Origin of the sequence: Bacteroides sp. 2_2_4, from assembly GCF_000157055.1 — a bacterium.
In the GTDB taxonomy this organism is placed as follows: Bacteria; Bacteroidota; Bacteroidia; order Bacteroidales; family Bacteroidaceae; genus Bacteroides; species Bacteroides ovatus.
Genome location: NZ_EQ973362.1, coordinates 119,690 through 138,193 on the forward strand (window position 1 = coordinate 119,690; position 18,504 = coordinate 138,193).

Genomic DNA, 18,504 nt, shown 5'->3' on the forward strand with positions numbered 1-18,504 from the left:
TTGAATGTATTCCTGACAGTATGACAATAAAACAGGTACAAATCATTATGAGATTCAAATTTCCAGGATACTTGTCTTCCACCTTTCTGTTGAGCTATTAAGTTTTTCTAAATAGTTGTATTTGCATCCAACTCTCCATGTAACCAATAGAGCAACCAACGAATAGCCAACGGAACAACCGGACCGCCTATTTACTCTTTCTTCTTGGGAGTAACGAAGCCGATAGGATTACGCGGCTTATCTGCTAAAGCCTTTTGCGCCTGCAATTCGGCTAACGTCTGATTTATTAATTCTAACTGCGTCCGAGTGTCGTCATTGATGTCGTTATAGTCTGCAAATACTTCCTCTATGTACTCCTTTAGTTCCTTGACTTCGTTTTGAAGTTCATATACTGGATCGGTCGGCGGGTTTAACAGTAACTGACGAACCGCAACGAAAGCACGCATTATACCCCTGTTTATTCCAATAGCAGTATCAGAGTTTAGAACACTACTAAGCATTGCTACGCCTAGTTCCGTAAAAGCAAAAGGCATATATTTAAAATTGCTGCCTCTTCCTTTGTTCAAGGTCACAATTTGTGATCTTGAAAGTTCGTCCCTCGTGAGTTCAAACATAAAGTCCTCACCTTCGAACCTTTTTAAATTACGTCTAACAGCTTGTTTTAGCACCCTGTTTTCTATTCCGTACATTTCCGCCAAATCAAAGTCTAACATCACCTTTTACCCGCGTATGTCGTAAATCTTACTTTGTATTACTTCGAGTTGTATTCAACTTGTCGAAATCAGACTGAAACACACGGTCCTGAAAGATACGGTATTTCTCAAATTCGGTTTCTGCATAATCTTTCGCTTGTTCGGCAGACATCTTTCCTGAATCATTTAATATGGGGCGGTCATCGCTATCCAAGAATTTATCTATACGTTTTGCCCAATCTTCCATTGTCATAGGAATATGCCGCTTTGCCCGGTCTTCTGCCAAATCCAGAAAAGCATTGACCAACCGTCCCATTGACTCCAGTTCTTCTTCTTTCAAATAATTCTTTGCTATCGACACATCTGTTTTTACAATCTTTCCGTTAGGAGCTTTCTCCCAGGTAGTTAGTCCCATGTGTTCCTTCTCTGCATCGGCACGCTCTACAATAAGTTCTGCCGCCGTGTGTCCATGAACTGCATAGTGCATTTTGTTCTGGACTTTTTTGAAAAACAAACGTGTGGTCGGGGCATTGAGGTTATAGTCTATGCTGGTAGCATAAATATCTGTTAGCTTTTGGTAGAAACGTCGCTCACTCAATCGTATTTCCCGGATTTCAGCAAGCAAATGTTCAAAGTAATCTTCATTGATGAATGATCCGTTCTCCATTCGCTTTTTATCAATGACATATCCACGAATGGCAAACTGCCGAAGTATAAATGTACACCATTGCCGAAATTGAGTGGCGCGCACGGAGTTGACGCGATAGCCGACTGAAATGATGGCATCAAGACTATAAATAAAAACTTCACGAGAAATATTCCGATTACCTTCTTTTTGAACTATCCGGTTTTTCCGGATAGTTGTATTCTTATCTACTTCTCCTTGCGAATATATATTTTTCAAATGTTCATTAATTGTGCGTATATCAACATCGAACAATATCGACATCGTCTTCTGCGTCAGCCACAAAGTTTCGTCCTGATAAAGCACTTCAATGCCTTCTTCTTTATTCTCTATCTGAAAAATAAGAAATTCAGCCGTACTATTGCGTATTTGCAGTTTCTTGCTTCCGTTATTACTTTCTTCCATATTCATCTTGAACATTCATTTCTTTTATCAGAAACAAATGTACTTAGAACATATCGAACTGCCAAAGATAATATCTCCTATTTTATCTCCACCTTCGTCTGTAATCTTATGTCATTGGAAGCAGCGCCAATCATTATCTGAGAAGTTCCCTAAAAAGATCATAATTACAGTAGAAAGCTTTCTCCGTAATATCTTCGCTTTATGGATTCAACAGATTTTATTCGTATTTTTCCGGTTTACATATTGGTTTACATGAACCGCATAAATTATATGTATAAAGGTACTGGCAAAAACATTTAGATGGAAAAGATATAAACAGGGGAAATAGTAACTTCTTCATAAAACAAACATAAATAAAAGAAACCTGCTTACCCAAAGAATATTATCTTTTCAGTAAGCAGGCTTTCACTCATATTCAAAAATGCAAAGAGCAAAATCTCTCACAAATTTGTGTGTTCCATTAATTGATAGCTATCGGAGCATCCAACGTCTTAATAGTAATTCCATTTGTAGTACCGTTTATACGCCCTGTGGCATCTTTGATAACTCCACCTTCCTGAGTCTCCGATCCGTCTAGTTTATAATAAAGTGCCAAGCCTTCTGAAGCAGGGTCAACACCCAGCATATTCTGCTTAAGTTGATTTTCCGTACGGGCTACACTCCAAACACGGACTTCACTCATTTTACCATGGAATGGACGTTCACCCCATTTAAAACCATAGATTCTACCAATATAAAAACCCATATCCGAATTCGGATCAAAACCGTCAATCCCCCAATCTGAACCAGCCCATTTCTCACCATTTACATAAATGCCTGTTTTTCCTGTCGGTTGATCATAAGTCAACGCTACATGATACCAACGATTTGTTAACAACGGTTTCGTTACACGGTAGTTCTGTCTTCCGGCCACTTCCAAATAATCTTTAGGAGTAATTCCTCCTCCCGCATCACCGATACGGAGGATCATCACACCTTCAGTTCCCATAATCGTATTATTATCGAGGAAATAATCCACATTAATCAATGCTTCGTAAGTGAATGACGAGAAGAAAGTACCGACAGGGAACTTCACAGAAATATAGTGATTACTGAAGTTACCAGCTTTGGTAATTTTCAACGGTTTGGAGAAAAAGAAATATGCAATGTTTGTTCCGGAAAGAGTCGACACCGAAGACGAATGCACCCGCATAGGCAAAACATACGAGTTCCCGGCTTTCAAGGCTTCTAACCCGGAAAGTTCGACTTCTACATTATCCGCATACAATTTTCCACTCGAAATAGAAGATGTCGTACTGCTTAGCTTTACCTGCGAAACATCAAGCATCTCATAATTTGTGCCATACTTTGCATTGTATTCGGCTACTACACTTGGTTCGGCTACACTATATGATACGTCTACCTGAGAGGAGGTTGCTGACGAGAGTCTTGAAACCAGATCAAATGTCATTACATCCATTTCATCTTCCACCGAGAAATTATATTCCTTGCTTTCGAAATAAACCTTAGGCTCCAGCAGGTCATTCATGCTGTCGTTGCAAGCGCCCAACAATAACGCCATACTACCTACCATCAAATAATAGAATATATGTTTATTCATCATCTTTTTACTGTTTTAGAATTTTATAAGTCCACTTATTCCTGCGGTTTATTTTCCGCTTCGTTTTGTTTCGCTTTCCATTCATTGAAAACCCGCTGATTGATTTGAATAGCCTGACGCATCCATTTATAATTTGGCGTATTGTCATAATCATTATCGAAGCGATAAGCTCCTACTCCACCTTTATAACCTTCTCGCGGCATAGCAGCTGCCTGCTTCAGCAATTGACCTCCATTAGTGGCATACTTTTCAAAGTTCTCTGTGCAGATTATTTTCTTAGGATCAACGCCATAACCATCAAAACCGGGATTGGAACTACCATAACTTTGTATAATCCAATAATCGACATACTCATCCAATTCATGGGTAAGCCCATAAATATTTCCATCAATACAGATCATTTTATGTCCTTTACCTTCCGGATCGCTTTTCGGGCCAATGTAATTATTCATTTCTTTAACCAAATGAATCAAATGCTTATTCTGACTCAATGTGCCATCCATATCAAACACACCACTACCGATTTCCCAGTCTACATCATAACCGTCCCATTCGTTTGCATACAAAGAATCGCACAGAGCTTTGGCAAACTTCGCCAGACATGCATAATGGTTTTCACTTTCAAACTGACCTTCAAATCCCCAATATTTCCAACGGGCTTGTTTCTTCGCCGTTTCCAATTGAGCCGCCGACCAGCCTTCTTCCTCCGCTTGTTTTTCCACTTCGAGGTATACCGAATTTGGTGTCGCACCCTTACCAAGATAAGAAAGCAGACTTACCTGCAACAGTTTCGTTCCTTTCACCTTTTGCACAAACTCTTTATCTGCCTTCTGCTCCGGAGTGATTTCATAACGTCCTGGAGCGCCACTCCACATTGAAACAAAATCCATACTATCGGGCATAGCAGAGAGATATCCTCTTCGATAAGCTCCAGCAGGCGCCCAATTGGAATACCATCCGAAAGCTACGGGACGATTGTAATTCCAAGCAGTCGCCTTATAGGCGCGCAGATTGGCATAATATGCCTCACTCTCCGCATTGTTCATTGTGGCATACCCGCCTATATGGTCTATCTCAATATTCTCCACATCCATGCAAGAAGTTACCATCATGCCTGTCAATGGAATAATATATAACAATTTTCTTAATGATTTCATATTCTTCATCTGTATTAAAATGATACATGTAGGTTATCTCTTACAATCCCACCACAAACGGGTAGAAGACTTATCTTCGCCACCTGCACCGTTATTGAACAACTTCAAGGCTGCTTCATAAATAGCCTTTCCCTCGTTAGTCTGAGAAAAACTGGTGGGATAAATCATACGGCGAATACCGCCCTCAAGAGTTGCGCCTTGCACTGCTCCTTTCAAAGTCTTAATGACATTCAACTTCGGATAACCGGTTCTTCTCCATTCCGTCCACGCTTCCTGTCCGTTAGGAAACAAAGCAATCCACTTCTGAATCATAATTTTTTCCAACTTCTGCTCTGTTGTTCCTTCAAACTTGGCAGTAGTCTCACACGGAGCAGAAAGTGTTTGCCCATACTGATAATGGGAAAAAACATATGCCCGAGGTGACAAATTGGAATTCATATAATCGTCTACAGGATCGGTCACACCATTCTCCTGAAAAGACATATCAATGCCCTGTTTATACCATGAATCCGCACTGCCGAAACCTTCCCACACTAAAGCTGCTTCCGCACGCAAAAAATAAACTTCCGATGCACGCAGCCAATATGTAGGAGTTCCACTTTGAATATTGGGCTTTGAGCAAGATTTGTAGATGTCATTCTGCGCATTGGCATGCCCTGCCGGCACCGCTTGATACGTTTTTCCGTCGAAAGCCTCAACACCATAAGAGGCATTACCATCCATCGGCAAAAAATAAACGCTCAAACGCGGGTCTTCATATCCCATCAGATAAGAAAAGATGGAAGAACCCATACGAGCTTCATTATAGTTGCCTGCCAACCATTCAATGTTGTTGCGGAAAGTCATACCCGCTCCTTGACTCATTTGAGCCGCATCATCCTTAGCCGTCATCACGCCAATAGAATGATTCACTGCTTGAGTAGCATACTTTTTCGCCAGTTCCGCATCAGCGAAGCGGACACGCATAGCCAAACGAAGCATCAGCGAATTGCCGTATTTCACCCATTTGGTAGCATCTCCGGCATATACCGCATCATAAGCACCCATTACATTCACCCCATTTTCCGCCTTTTCTGTTAATTCTTCAATGGCTGAGGTCAATTCTTCAAACATCGCCGTATATACCTCTTTCTCCGAATCGAACGGAATGTTCATTGTAGCGTCCGCCGCATGAGAATAAGGCATCGGACCGAAACTTTCAAGTGTCTTGTGCCAAGCGGAAATCTTCAGAATTTGAGCCAAAGCAAAGACTTCGGGCGTACCATTTTTCTCGGACGCTATTTTCAATTTCTTCCAAGGATCAAGAGCATTGGTATAAGACTGTGTATAGGTCGCTTTTATCCAATTGTCCAACAAATAATAAGTAGTATTGTTACTACCTGCGTTCCAACCGTTACTGTTGTTCTCGCCAAAAAATCCACTCCAATTATCGGCCGACAGATGATAAGCTATTTGATATTCATTGATAACATCTGTATCATCAGCCTGTGTGCCTACGGGAATCACTGTCCGTTGCATAGCTGTAATCAGCCCTCCGACTTCAAAACCATCCATCGCACCTTCTCCGTCGCTCATCTCAAATTGGTTGGTATTGATTTCTTCAAAATTGCATGAGGCAAATAGCGTCATTGCGCATATCACCGCTAATAGTTTAAAATGATTCATTTTTCTCATAATAAAGAAGGTGTATTATAATTTAAATTTAATACCGAAGCCAAAGCTACGAACACTCGGTTGCATAAAATAATCATTACCTTGTCCGTAAGTACTAGTGGAAGGAGTCAGTTCCGGATCGAACGGAGCTTCGCAATACAACATCCAAGGATTGTTGGCTATAAACGAAACTGTAACATCTTTCAACACGTTACCAAACCACTTATTAGGCATAGTATAGCTAAAGGTAAGTTCTTGCAAACGAATATTGGTGGCACTGTATACATAGTAACCGGAAGTTTCATAATTTCCCGTACCTGTCATCTGATAATAAGACTTCGCATCTACCAGACCTTGTCCCTTCAACAATACGCCTCCCGCTTCACGAGCCTCAGCCGAACGTTTGGACACACCGAAACGATCAAGCAATGCCTCTGTAGAAGAGGTCACCACGCCACCAAAACGTCCGTTGATTTGGAATCCGAGTCCAAAGCCTTTGTATGTCAACATATTACTCCATCCCAGATTAAAGTCAGGAGAAGTTTTTCCCAAATAAACAGGTTCCCCCTTTTCCATTCCAAAGGTTCCGTCGCTCTTTACCTCAACATATCCCAGGTGGTCTTTCTTCAAGAAGGTGTTGGCATAAATATCGTGGATACTTCCGCCTTCTTTCAAGATGACACGACCACCATCCTTCAAAACCTCCGGAATATTAATCGGTTCATCCATCAAATCCGTATGATAGTTTTCAACCATCTCCTTAATCTCGTTTATATTTCGAGAGAATGTCAATGTTGAAGAGATTCCTAATCCGAACTTAAACTGATCGGAATAGCTTAATGAAGCCTCCCAACCACGATTTTCCACATTACCGGCCTGCAAATAAATCTGCTTGTATCCGGTATATTCCGGAAGATCACCCAAGAAGGTCTGATTGTATGTATTAGAATGATAGTAGGTTACCTCCGCACTTAATTTATTCCACAACTTCAGACTTAATCCAAATTCGTATGACTTTGTACGCTCTGCCTTGAAATCAGTAAACGGATAGATACCGGTAGGATCTAATGCACCACCCACAATAGGGGTAGTTACCGTACCCGGAGTCAGTCCCGAACGGGATACAGGCGCACCGACTTCCGTATACGAACCACGAACTTTCAGGTAAGAGATAAATTCGGGCAATTTGACCATCTCGGAAATAATCCCGGACAGACCGATTGAGGGATAGAAGAAAGATTCTTCATCGGTATTCACCAAACGTGAATTCCAGTCATTACGTCCGGTCAGCGTCAAATAAAGCATACTCTTCCAACCAAGTTCCAAATTGGCAAAAACAGCATGATTACGTACACGACTATCACCACCCTTTTCTGAGATACGACCATTAGCCGGATCGATATTAGAAGCCGCAAATTTATTGGGCACTCCCAATAATGTCCCTTTGTATCCTCTCTCCAATGCCCAATAGTTAGAATAGTTCCAACCCGCATTGGCAGAAATACTGAAATCAGCTATATGTTTATTTACGTTCAACATAAAGTCGGCATATTCCTGACGGTCTTCATAGTTATTGTATCCATACAGTCCTTTCTTTCCTTCCGCAAATTTATCGTCGGATGAAGCGTAAATCTTGCGTTCAAACAATACATGTGTGTCATCCATTCTGAAACGGGCTGTCGCATTCAACCAATCGGTAATATTATAAGTCAACCCTACGTTGAACATATAACGACTCTTTTCATTCGTAGCTACATTGCGATAAGCAGTCCAGTAAGGGTTCTGTGAAGCATATACCGGATCTGCCACCGGCCAATACTGAACCGGAAGTTGACGGCTTTCATCGAAATGTTCGAATGACTTAATTCCATCAAAGTCTTCACCACGAGGGAACAAATAGGCGGCCATCACCGGATTCCAATATTGTCCTTGCGATACCATATTCTTGTCTTTCTGTTTCACATACGACGCACCTAAATCGAGTTGTAATTTATCATTAAGGAAAGTTGCCGTATTACGGATTGTGAAATTCAAACGATCATATTCATTATTAGGCACAATACCTTTGGAATTGGTAGAAGAAACAGAAGCAAAAGTCTGATTCGATTTCGTACCGGTGGTCAACGTAACCGAATTAATAAAGTTTGTTCCGGTATTAAAGAAATCCTTCTTAGGATCATAACTTGTAGGAGTCAACAGTTTCTCACCCCAGCTTTCATACATATCTTTTTTGTTACCATACGTATTTTGAAACTCAGGAGTCATATAAGCTTTGCTGAACTCTGAAGAAGAAGAGAACTGCACTGAAAGTTTTCCTTCTTTTCCTTTTTTAGTGGTAATCAAAATTACACCGTTAGCGGCACTACTACCATACAACGCAGCAGCCGAAGGACCACTCAAAACAGAAAGACTTTCAATATCTTCGGGATTGAAGTCGGCGATTCCTTCTGTTCCGGCCTTACCTTCACCCATAATACCACTGTCGGTATTTCCCATATTGGTATTGAACAAAGGAATACCGTCCACCACATACAAAGCATTATTATCACCTTCAATAGATTTTGCACCACGCATTACAACACGTGTCGCACCACCAACTCCACTAGCACTTTTGTTTATACTCACTCCGGCTATCTTACCGTTCAGCGAGTTTACGAAGTTAGCATCTTTTACCGTAGTCAGAGCATCTCCCTTGACTTGTTGTACATTGTAAGACAACGCCTTTTCTGCACGTTTGATACCCAATGCCGTCACAACAACTTCATCGAGCACTTCTGTATCCTGCTTCATTACAACCGGATAGAAATCTTTCTTGGAAACAGGAATTATCTGTGCAGCATATCCGATATAAGATACTTTGAGAATAGATTTCTCTGCCGCCTTGATCGTAAAGTTACCATCGAAATCGGTAATCGTACCTGTAGAACTACCATCCACAGATATATTTACTCCAATCAACGGTTCACCGCTTTCATCAGTAACCTTTCCTTTGATATTTTTAAGGGTTTGTGCAACTACAGGCTTCTTTTCAGCTATTATGATGTAGTTACCTTGAATCTGGAATGAAAAGCCCGTCCCTTTTAAGATGGTATCAAGTGCGGTTTCGAGGGATGCGTTCCGCAAGTTTAACTGGGCTATTACTTTTCCTTTTAATTCGGAATCACTATAATTTATAGACTTTTTAGACTGTTTTTCCACAGTTTTTAAGGCATCAATGACAGTGATGTTCTTTTGCTGGATAGTTATTTTACTATCATTTTGAGCCAAAGCGAAAGTCTGTATAAGAATAAGACTTAAAAAAGTGAGAAAGACCCGCTTATGAGCTATTTTTTCTGCTATTTTTTCGTAGATTTGTAGCATCTTTAGTATTAGTTAATTGGTTATTATTCTAGGATCATTCAGAATAGCGTCAATATTACGCTAATATTAAAAGAGATTGATTTCATATCCGGGAGGAACGGCCATTCCTTCCGGGTATTTTTTTGCATTACGTATTAAATTTAAAAGGTTCTACAATATATTTATTCTTTACTAGTTACATAGCACTTATTTCCCTTGATAACATAGTTTACATTTCCTACAACTTGCGATATAATCTTCATAACTTCCTCCAGATTCGCCTGTTTGGAGAAGCGGAAACTATATGTATTCTTTTTCAAGCTATGAAGGCTATATACAAAAGCATAAGGAAATTTGCGTTCAAGACTTGTAAAAATATCCTCCAGATACATATTACTAAAAACCAATTCCCCACGTTGCCATGCTGTCACATCATCTATCTCAGGCATCCGCAGATTGTGCGCTTTCGTATGTTTGTCATATACCAACTGTTCATTAGGCTTTAAAATAATATTGGACAGCAAGTTATTGAATTCAACTTTCACACTACCTTCCAGCAAAGTAGCCATCAGTTCGCTATTTTCCGGATAAGCATTTACATTAAATTCAGTACCTAAAGCAGTAACTTGATAATCATTGGCCTTTACAATGAAAGGATGCTTCTTATCCGGTTTCACTTTAAAGTTGGCCTCACCAATCAAATATACGCTTCTAGTCTCTCCTGTAAATTTTTCCGGATATAGTAGTATACTCTTCGAATTCAGCATGACATTTGTACCATCCGGTAATGTAAGTTCACGAATTTCCGCTGTCGGTATATAGCATTCAACTAAATCTTTTTCCGGCCGTTCCTTTTCCAACATCAAATAAATAGAAACGGATGAGACTGCTAACAAGAAAATAGCTGCAGCTCTCCATATAAGCAACTGGTAATTTCTACGTGAAGTGATAGACTGCATTCCCAGATTCTGCCGCATTCGTTGTATTGATTGTTGCATGCCATCAGGCACTTTCTGCTCTCCGGCTTGTTTCCATAGCTCACGAAGAGCCTCATTCTTTTCATCAACATGATCCTCGTCAGCCAACCACTGTTGTACTTTCTTCTGTGTTCCGGCTGAATAGCTATTATGGCCGAATAATTCTACGAGTTGTTGAATATAATTTTTCATGAATCTTTTTCTTTCTTTTTTGGGCTTTATACACTAAATACAACTACTACATACATACTACTTAAAAATATTAGAAGAAAAAAAATAAAAAAGAGGAGTACCTTCTTTAATTCGATCAATGCCAAATAAACCTGATGCTCTATTGTTCGGATAGAAACATCGAGTTTATCAGCTATTTCTTTATGACTTAATCCCCTGAAACGACTAAGTTCGAATATCAACCTCCGACGCTTCGGCATTTTCTCCAGGGTGAGTTGAATAATCATCAACATCTCCTTATAATATACGTTATTCAAGATCTCTTCCTTTTCTGTTAATTCATAAAGAAGAGTCTTCTCTATAACTTCCGACTGATATTCCTGTTCTACCTGTTGATGTTTAAAGATATTCAGAACTATATTTCTAGTCATTATAAAAATATAATTGTCTAGTTCTTTATCATTATCCAGCCACAACTCAGGCTGCAACCAGAGCTTACAGAAAACATCTTGAGCCACATCTTCTGCATCCGCTTCCGATTTTAGCAGCATTTGAGCAAAGTTCTTTACCTTTGGAAAATTTACAGTGAAAAACCTCTGAAACTTTAATTCAATCTGCCTGTCATTATTCTCCATCTCTCTAGTATTTTTCAGTGTTAGCGGTTAAATCAAATATTACATATATTTAGGTCTAAGGAATGATTCAATATAATATTATACATTAAATCATAATCTAAAAGCAAAATAAAAGATTAATAACACAATAAAAAAATATTATAACTCTTTTTTGGTTTATTTCTTCCAAGCAGCTATCATATAGAGCTTTCCAGAAAATAAATAAAATGTATATTATACACCCATAAAAATAAAAAGGCTTCATGAATCAATGATTCATGAAGCCTTATAAAGAATACTCGTACTCGAAGCGGGACTTGAACCCGCACAGCCGCAATGGCCAAAGGATTTTAAGTCCTTCGTGTCTACCATTCCACCATTCGAGCATCCTTTCAAAGAAAGAGCGGAAAACGAGACTCGAACTCGCGACCCTAACCTTGGCAAGGTTATGCTCTACCAACTGAGCTATTTCCGCGTTTTTTCAACGGGTGCAAAGATAAGTAGTTTACTTGTTTCTGCCAAATCTTTTCGGAGGAAAGTTTAAAAAACTATCCTCCGAAAGTTTATTTTATCTTCCAAGCAGTGCTTTCTCCGCTTTCTCCATTCCACAAAAGTTGAATCCATCAATCACTTGCTGCATCAATGCGGAGATTTCTGCATTACAAAGGTTACCAATACTACCTTCATGAGTATGGTGTACTTCTTTAGTATGCGAGAATTTACCTGCTTCAATATCCAAACCTACCTTTTTATATGCATCACGGAAAGGCATACCTTCACGTGCCAAACGATTTACCTCTTCCACACTAAAAATAAGAAGGTATTTGTCATCATCAAGAATATGTTCATTTACCTTTATTTCATTCATGATATAGGTTGTCATCTGCAAACAGTCTTTCAGTTCCTGAAAAGCAGGAAGGAAAACTTCTTTGATAATCTGCAAATCACGAAAATAGCCGGAAGGCAGATTGTTCGCAATCATCATAATCTGTTGGGGAAGCGATTGCAATTTATTGCATTTAGCACGTGTCAGTTCAAACACATCAGGATTCTTCTTATGAGGCATAATGCTGGATCCTGTGGTGCAGTCATCGGGCAACTTGACGAAACCGAAGTTTTGACTGTTAAACATACAGGCGTCAAAAGCTAATTTGGAGATTGTTCCGGCAATCGTAGCCAATGCAAAAGCAACATTGCGCTCCATCTTCCCACGCCCCATTTGAGCATATACAACATTGTAATTCATTGAATCAAAACCTAATAAGTCAGTCGTCATGGTACGGTTCAAAGGAAAAGACGAACCATATCCAGCTGCTGAACCTAACGGATTACGATTACACATTTTAAATGCTGCCTGCAAAAACAGCATATCGTCCATAAGACTCTCGGCATAGGCACCAAACCACAAGCCAAAAGAAGAAGGCATTGCAATCTGCAGGTGTGTATATCCCGGCATCAAAACGTTTTTATATCGTTCGCTCTGACGGATCAAGACATGAAAAAGTTGTTCTACTGCCTCGGCAACCTCTTTAATTTGCGTACGGGTAAAAAGTTTCAAGTCCAACAGAACCTGATCATTTCTGGAACGGCCACTATGTATTTTCTTTCCGATATCACCCAAACGACGGGTCAACATCAATTCTACCTGCGAATGTACATCTTCCACCCCGTCTTCTATCACAAATTCACCTTTTTCGGCCGAGGCATAAATACTCTTCAATTCCACCAGCAACTGGTCCAGTTCTTCTTTTGTCAACAACCCAATGCTTTCAAGCATCGTAATATGAGCCATAGAACCAAGCACATCATGCTTGGCCAAATAAAGATCCATCTCACGATCACGACCTACCGTGAAACGTTCGATATCCTTATTTACCTGTACGGACTTCTCCCAAAGTTTCTGTGCCATAAAAAAAAGTTTAATATTCAATAACTGCCAACATATCAACCATCTTCTCCAAACCTTCCTGGAGAGGTTTCTGCACCATTGCTTTCATAAATGGATTAAGATCCATTCCGATAGTAACCTTCACTTTACACTCTTCTTCTGCAGTTTCAACCAGTTGAATCCACATATTAAAGGGAAGAGGAGAGTTAGTTGTTGCCAACTTTATACATTTACAAGGATCGCGCTCTACAATTTGCAAAGTCAATTGTCCAATAGGGGAAACACTAAAACTCAACGTGTCCGAATCAAAACTCAAATCCTGCACCTTATCTTTTGGCAAACGGTCTTTGACTGCTTCCAGATTACTTAAATCCGAAAGTTTATTATATACGCGCTCCTGGCTGTAAGGTATTACCTTGACACTACTCTCAAAATTACTCATAAACTTCTATTAGTATAAAACAAAAAAAGAACAATCCGGCCAAATATTGTCCGAACAGTTCTTTTTACCAAATATGTTTGATCAAAAAATGAATCTTATTTTCCAGCATCCCAATGAGCAGGGTCTTTACGCCATTCGTTCAATGTCTGTATGTCTTCTTTTTCAATATAACCTGTACGAAGAGCAACATCAAGCACTGCTTCATAATTGGTCAACGTTACCAAAGTCACCTTCGCATTTTTGAATGCCTCTTCTGCTACCGGGAATCCATACGTATAAGCTGCAACCATACCGATCACTTCGCAACCATCGCGACGAATTGCTTCAACAGCCTTCAAACTACTACCACCTGTAGAAATCAAATCCTCGACGACTACGACTTTCATACCCGGACGAAGTTCACCTTCAATCAGGTTCTCCAATCCATGATCTTTGGGGGTAGAACGAACATACACGAACGGTAGATTCAATGCATCAGCCACTAAAGCTCCCTGCGGGATAGCACCTGTAGCCACACCAGCAATCGCATCCACCTGTCCGAATCGTTCCAATATCAGACGTGTAATTTCAATCTTCACAAAATTACGAAGAGAAGGATAGGACAGAGTTTTACGGTTGTCACAGTAAAAGGGGGATTTCCATCCAGAAGCCCATGTAAAAGGGTTAGCGGGTTGAAGTTTAATAGCTTTAATCTTCAACAGTTTCTCCGCAAATAGTCTCTCTAAGTTTTTCATAACTAAACTAACTATTAATTATTTGCCGCAAAAGTACAGAAATTGAACGAGAATAAAAAGAAGAATCCGTTTATTTTTTCAGTCAATTTGTTCCTCTTCATCGGGAATGTCGATACAACGCTTAATATCTTTCAGTTCAAAACCACGACTCATAGCGAATCGCATCAGCTTTCCATTCAATTCATAATCGTCTGCTGCATGGATACTTTTCCGTTTGGAAGCCAGCAGGTCACGCAGAATAGAAAGGTATTCTTCTTCATCAATCTCGTTCAGATAACGCCATGCCACATCAGATGGGATCTTCTTCATATAAAGCCCTTGGGCTATTTTCATTTTCCCCCACTTGGCAAAGCGGAACTTGTCATTCACAAAAGCTCTGCAGAAACGTTCATCATCGATAAACTTCTCTGATTCCAGTCGGTCAAGAATACGCGCAATGGTATCATAGGCAATTCCCCAACGTTGTAACTTCTCATTTATTTCTGCCCGACAATGCTCGGCAGTGGAGCAGTAAGAGGCTACGCGATTTAAAGCCTCTTCATCAGTTAATTGTGCACTCATCGGTTAGCTGTAACTATTCTATCTTTTCCAAATATGTCTCTTATAACACGAACATCACGATATTGGTTCATTTCAAGTATGTGTGCTGTCTCCCGGCCATAGGCCTGGTTGATTTCAAAATAAAGTTTCCCACCCGGCAAGAGTAATTCACTTCCTAGACGGGCAATACGATTATAAAACCGTAAAGGATCCTCGTCAGGAACAAACAGGGCCAGCCCCGGTTCCCAATCAAGGACATTAGCGTCCATTTCGTTCTTTTCCGTTTCGGTCACATAAGGCGGATTGCTGACAATAACATCAAAAGACGGTATCTTTTCCCAGTCATCGGCCAGAACATCTCTTTGTAGAAATCTCACCCGAGCTTCCAAGGCGTCATTGTTTTTACGAGCAATAGCTAATGCTTCTTCGGAAATATCCCAAGCTTCTACTTCTGCATCCGGAAGTTTTTTATCCAAAGAGATCGCAATGCATCCGCTTCCCGTACCTATATCTAATAGACGACGAGCATTCGGATTCTCCTCTACTATTAGTTCTACAAGCTCCGCAGTCTCCGGCCGGGGAATCAGCACGCTGGAAGCAACCTTAAAATTCCTTCCACAAAACTCCGCAATACCACGAATGTACTGTATAGGTTCATTTTTCTGTAAACGGAATATAATGTTTTCTAATTCACGCTGTTTGCATTCGGATAAAATTTATCTTTGCCCATGTAAATATCGAGCGCATCTAAACCTAACATGTCGCAACAAATCAGCATCGAAAGGGCTTTTACCTCCTCCGGTGGATAGATTTCCTGCAAAGATTGGCGAATGTAAGCGGTGATACGATTCATATTTTCACAATTTCGGAGTGCAAAAGTAAGAATAATATGGCGAAGAGCACCAAAATGGAAGAAGAAAAATACATGAGACGTTGCATTGAGCTTGCAAAGAATGGGTTATGCAACGTATCTCCAAACCCGATGGTAGGGGCCGTTATCGTATGTGACGGGCGAATTATCGGCGAAGGTTACCACATTCGCTGTGGAGAGGCGCATGCGGAGGTTAATGCGATCCGTTCTGTCAAAGATGAGTCATTATTGAAACGTTCCACGATTTATGTCAGTCTGGAGCCTTGTTCCCACTATGGGAAAACGCCTCCTTGTGCCGATCTTATTATAGAGAAGCAGATTCCACGCATTGTTATCGGTTGTCAAGACCCTTTTTCAGAAGTGGCGGGACGGGGAATTCAGAAATTACGGGATGCCGGACGAGAAGTGACAGTCGGTGTATTAGAGGAAGAATGTAAATCGCTGATTCGCCGTTTTATCACTTTTAATACGCTTCACCGTCCTTTCATTACACTGAAATGGGCAGAATCAGCCGACCACTTTATTGATATAGAACGTACAGACGGAAAACCGGTAGTCCTCTCCTCTCCTCTTACTTCCATGCTAGTGCATAAAAAAAGAGCGGAGGCGGATGCGATTATGGTAGGCAGGCGAACTGCTTTATTGGATAATCCGTCACTTACGGTACGCAACTGGTATGGGCACAACCCGATACGCGTTGTGTTAGATCGCACGCTATCCCTCCCTAATGATTTACAAATATTCGATGGCAACGTGCCTACATTTATCTTTACTGAAAAGGAACAGCCAGAAAAAAAGAACATCACATATATCACCATCAACTTTAACCATAACCCATTGAAACAGATCATGGAAGCATTGTATCAACGAAAGATACAATCATTATTGGTGGAAGGAGGCAGGCAATTGCTGCAATCATTCATTGATAATGAGCTATGGGATGAAGCCTATATCGAAAAGTGCCCCAGCCGGTTACACTCCGGTGTTAAAGCACCTCAAATGGACGATAATTTTAGTTATTCGATAGAAGAACACTTCGAAAGACAAATTTGGCATTATGTTCGTCGATTATAGCTAAGATAGTTCTATTCAGGGGGTTTTACGTCGATAAAAACAGTGTTATTATCTATAATTTTATATAAAACTTACCTGTAATGTTCATTATCGGAAAAAATGTTTCTATTTTTGCAACTTGTAAATAAACACAATCTTTCAAATGAAAATAAAGTTTTTATCATTCATTGCGAGTTTTTTCATGGTGTCATTTGTTATAACGTCATGTCTTGATGACGATAATAACATCGAATATAGCCCGGATGCAACTATACATGCGTTTGCACTTGACACAGCAGGCCTTGGGAGTTATAAATTCACTATTGACCAATTATCACGTGAAATCTATAACGAAGACTCTCTTCCTGTTCATGCCGATACCATCATTGACAAGATTTTAATCAAAACATTAACAACGGCATCAGGTGTCGTTACGATGAAGGACAAAAGCGGAAACGATTCTGTCTTAAACATTAATGATTCAATCGATCTTCGGAAAGAACTTATTATAAAAGTATGGTCAACAGAAGCATTAGCGGGTATATCTCCTAATCAAACTAAGGAATACAAGATCAAAGTAAATGTGCATGACTATGATCCGGATTCGTTAAGGTGGAAATATATGAATAAAATAGATGACCAAATTGTAGGAGAACAAAAATCTATTATTTTTGGAAGTGAAGTTCTCACATACTCTGTAGTTGGCACAAAGTTATATGCATACAAAAACTCTTTAACAAACTTTGGCAGTTGGGAGTATAAAGAAATAGAGGGATTACCAAAAGGCAAACTTCCGACTTCTATCATTGCCTTCCAATTCAACAGAAGCAGAACCATGTTATATGCCACCTCCAATGGTGATGGTAAAGTATATGAATCTGCAGATGGAGAAAAATGGAATGAATCAACGATGTTTGGCGAGGGAGTGGAATTGCTACTAGCCACATTGACTAATAACGATGTCAGCAGAATTTGTTATATAAAGAAAGGAGCAGATAACCAACGCTATTTCTATTATCAAACAAATGATGTACCAAAAGAGACTTTGGATAAAGCTGAAAATGGAGGAAAAGTGCCATCTAAATTTCCAACTAAAAATATATCCTATACAGTATATAAGTCTTCGACAAATATTAATTCAGTCCTTCTAGTAGGAGATACAGAAACTGCGACTTTGGCTGATGACAGTAAATTAGAAACGACCATTGTATGGGCATATGACGGAAACAAATGGGTTGAGTTCTCAACTACTTCCTCTGTTGCATACTGCCCTAAATACACTCAACCATCTATTATATATTATAATGACTTAGTATACATATTTGGTCAAGACTTCAGTTCTATTTATGTTTCCAATCAAGGATTATTCTGGAAAAAGGCGAATCCTAAGTTCTCTTTCCCCCATAGAGATTGGAGCAAAGGAGGAACTCCAGATCCCGATGTAGATCCTGAATTCAGAGGCAAAACCAACTATTCAATGGTACTAGATCCTGACACTCAAAATCTATGGATTATCTTTAGTAAAGGAAGTGCAAGTTTTGAAGAAGAGGTAGAGAAAGAAGAAAGTACAAAGGCAACCACAACTGAACCACGCACATATGAGCATGATTCAGAGGTATGGCGTGGTCGTCTTAATCAGCTATGGTTTGATTTGGCAAATGCCAAGAAATAAAAACGTATACG

14 protein-coding genes, 2 tRNA genes and 1 pseudogene are annotated in these 18,504 nt (G+C 39.9%); 2 read left to right on the forward strand and 15 right to left on the reverse strand.

The genetic code is table 11. The annotated features are described in order from the left end of the window. Positions 1 to 191: 191 nt before the first annotated feature. The 15 genes and pseudogenes from BSCG_RS10560 to prmC all read right to left on the reverse strand — a co-directional run bounded on the left by BSCG_RS10560 (position 192) and on the right by prmC (position 15,750). Positions 192 to 713 (reverse strand): ORF6N domain-containing protein, encoded by a 522-nt coding sequence (locus BSCG_RS10560; protein ID WP_008024499.1) that lies wholly within the window; start codon positions 711 to 713, stop codon positions 192 to 194. A 28-nt stretch (positions 714 to 741) separates the two neighbouring features. Further along, positions 742 to 1,797: a virulence RhuM family protein gene (locus BSCG_RS10555; protein WP_008024497.1), complete on the reverse strand. Its 1,056-nt coding sequence runs from the start codon at positions 1,795 to 1,797 to the stop codon at positions 742 to 744. A gap of 445 nt (positions 1,798 to 2,242) precedes the next feature. Further along, a complete protein-coding gene (locus BSCG_RS10550) occupies positions 2,243 to 3,385 on the reverse strand; it encodes a DUF1735 and LamG domain-containing protein (RefSeq protein ID WP_008776414.1) in 1,143 nt (380 codons plus the stop codon). A 32-nt stretch (positions 3,386 to 3,417) separates the two neighbouring features. Continuing rightward, positions 3,418 to 4,539, reverse strand: coding sequence for a glycoside hydrolase family 18 (locus BSCG_RS10545; protein WP_004310491.1), 1,122 nt, complete (start codon positions 4,537 to 4,539; stop codon positions 3,418 to 3,420). Positions 4,540 to 4,572: 33 nt separating this feature from the next. Further along, positions 4,573 to 6,213: a SusD/RagB family nutrient-binding outer membrane lipoprotein gene (locus BSCG_RS10540; protein WP_032849587.1), complete on the reverse strand. Its 1,641-nt coding sequence runs from the start codon at positions 6,211 to 6,213 to the stop codon at positions 4,573 to 4,575. Positions 6,214 to 6,228: 15 nt separating this feature from the next. Next, positions 6,229 to 9,552 (reverse strand): TonB-dependent receptor, encoded by a 3,324-nt coding sequence (locus BSCG_RS10535; RefSeq protein ID WP_008776416.1) that lies wholly within the window; start codon positions 9,550 to 9,552, stop codon positions 6,229 to 6,231. 161 nt (positions 9,553 to 9,713) lie between these two features. Then, the gene (locus BSCG_RS10530; RefSeq protein ID WP_008776417.1) at positions 9,714 to 10,700 is read right to left on the reverse strand and encodes a FecR family protein; all 987 of its coding nucleotides are present in this window, start codon (positions 10,698 to 10,700) and stop codon (positions 9,714 to 9,716) included. Positions 10,701 to 10,726: 26 nt separating this feature from the next. Further along, the gene (locus BSCG_RS10525; RefSeq protein WP_008776418.1) at positions 10,727 to 11,314 is read right to left on the reverse strand and encodes an RNA polymerase sigma-70 factor; all 588 of its coding nucleotides are present in this window, start codon (positions 11,312 to 11,314) and stop codon (positions 10,727 to 10,729) included. A 281-nt stretch (positions 11,315 to 11,595) separates the two neighbouring features. Then, a tRNA-Leu gene (locus BSCG_RS10520) sits at positions 11,596 to 11,679 on the reverse strand. A 16-nt stretch (positions 11,680 to 11,695) separates the two neighbouring features. Next, a tRNA-Gly gene (locus tag BSCG_RS10515) sits at positions 11,696 to 11,768 on the reverse strand. Between the two features lie 93 nt (positions 11,769 to 11,861). Continuing rightward, the gene (gene argH, locus BSCG_RS10510; protein ID WP_004305025.1) at positions 11,862 to 13,202 is read right to left on the reverse strand and encodes an argininosuccinate lyase; all 1,341 of its coding nucleotides are present in this window, start codon (positions 13,200 to 13,202) and stop codon (positions 11,862 to 11,864) included. Positions 13,203 to 13,212: 10 nt separating this feature from the next. Next, positions 13,213 to 13,623, reverse strand: coding sequence for an SRPBCC family protein (locus BSCG_RS10505; RefSeq protein ID WP_008024483.1), 411 nt, complete (start codon positions 13,621 to 13,623; stop codon positions 13,213 to 13,215). 95 nt (positions 13,624 to 13,718) lie between these two features. Then, positions 13,719 to 14,357 (reverse strand): orotate phosphoribosyltransferase, encoded by a 639-nt coding sequence (gene pyrE, locus BSCG_RS10500; RefSeq protein ID WP_004313008.1) that lies wholly within the window; start codon positions 14,355 to 14,357, stop codon positions 13,719 to 13,721. Positions 14,358 to 14,435: 78 nt separating this feature from the next. Next, positions 14,436 to 14,918: a regulatory protein RecX gene (locus tag BSCG_RS10495; protein ID WP_004299786.1), complete on the reverse strand. Its 483-nt coding sequence runs from the start codon at positions 14,916 to 14,918 to the stop codon at positions 14,436 to 14,438. Continuing rightward, a pseudogene (gene prmC, locus BSCG_RS10490) lies at positions 14,915 to 15,750 on the reverse strand (peptide chain release factor N(5)-glutamine methyltransferase). Before prmC ends, BSCG_RS10495 begins: the two are co-directional and overlap by 4 nt. 36 nt (positions 15,751 to 15,786) lie before the next feature. Here prmC and ribD point away from each other — a divergent pair. Together ribD and BSCG_RS10480 are read left to right on the forward strand one after the other, a co-directional pair. Further along, positions 15,787 to 16,842: a bifunctional diaminohydroxyphosphoribosylaminopyrimidine deaminase/5-amino-6-(5-phosphoribosylamino)uracil reductase RibD gene (ribD, locus tag BSCG_RS10485; protein WP_032849588.1), complete on the forward strand. Its 1,056-nt coding sequence runs from the start codon at positions 15,787 to 15,789 to the stop codon at positions 16,840 to 16,842. A gap of 142 nt (positions 16,843 to 16,984) precedes the next feature. After that, entirely contained in the window at positions 16,985 to 18,493 is a 1,509-nt protein-coding gene (locus BSCG_RS10480) for a DUF6242 domain-containing protein (protein ID WP_008645183.1), read from the forward strand. Positions 18,494 to 18,504 lie beyond the last annotated feature (11 nt).

Coding starts and splice junctions, on each gene's coding strand:
- BSCG_RS10560 (WP_008024499.1), bottom strand. CDS start 713: ATGTTAGACTTTGATTTGGCGGAAATGTACGGAATAGAAAACAGGGTG.
- BSCG_RS10555 (WP_008024497.1), bottom strand. CDS start 1,797: ATGTTCAAGATGAATATGGAAGAAAGTAATAACGGAAGCAAGAAACTG.
- BSCG_RS10550 (WP_008776414.1), bottom strand. CDS start 3,385: ATGATGAATAAACATATATTCTATTATTTGATGGTAGGTAGTATGGCG.
- BSCG_RS10545 (WP_004310491.1), bottom strand. CDS start 4,539: ATGAAATCATTAAGAAAATTGTTATATATTATTCCATTGACAGGCATG.
- BSCG_RS10540 (WP_032849587.1), bottom strand. CDS start 6,213: ATGAGAAAAATGAATCATTTTAAACTATTAGCGGTGATATGCGCAATG.
- BSCG_RS10535 (WP_008776416.1), bottom strand. CDS start 9,552: ATGCTACAAATCTACGAAAAAATAGCAGAAAAAATAGCTCATAAGCGG.
- BSCG_RS10530 (WP_008776417.1), bottom strand. CDS start 10,700: ATGAAAAATTATATTCAACAACTCGTAGAATTATTCGGCCATAATAGC.
- BSCG_RS10525 (WP_008776418.1), bottom strand. CDS start 11,314: ATGGAGAATAATGACAGGCAGATTGAATTAAAGTTTCAGAGGTTTTTC.
- argH (WP_004305025.1), bottom strand. CDS start 13,202: ATGGCACAGAAACTTTGGGAGAAGTCCGTACAGGTAAATAAGGATATC.
- BSCG_RS10505 (WP_008024483.1), bottom strand. CDS start 13,623: ATGAGTAATTTTGAGAGTAGTGTCAAGGTAATACCTTACAGCCAGGAG.
- pyrE (WP_004313008.1), bottom strand. CDS start 14,357: ATGAAAAACTTAGAGAGACTATTTGCGGAGAAACTGTTGAAGATTAAA.
- BSCG_RS10495 (WP_004299786.1), bottom strand. CDS start 14,918: ATGAGTGCACAATTAACTGATGAAGAGGCTTTAAATCGCGTAGCCTCT.
- ribD (WP_032849588.1), top strand. CDS start 15,787: ATGGCGAAGAGCACCAAAATGGAAGAAGAAAAATACATGAGACGTTGC.
- BSCG_RS10480 (WP_008645183.1), top strand. CDS start 16,985: ATGAAAATAAAGTTTTTATCATTCATTGCGAGTTTTTTCATGGTGTCA.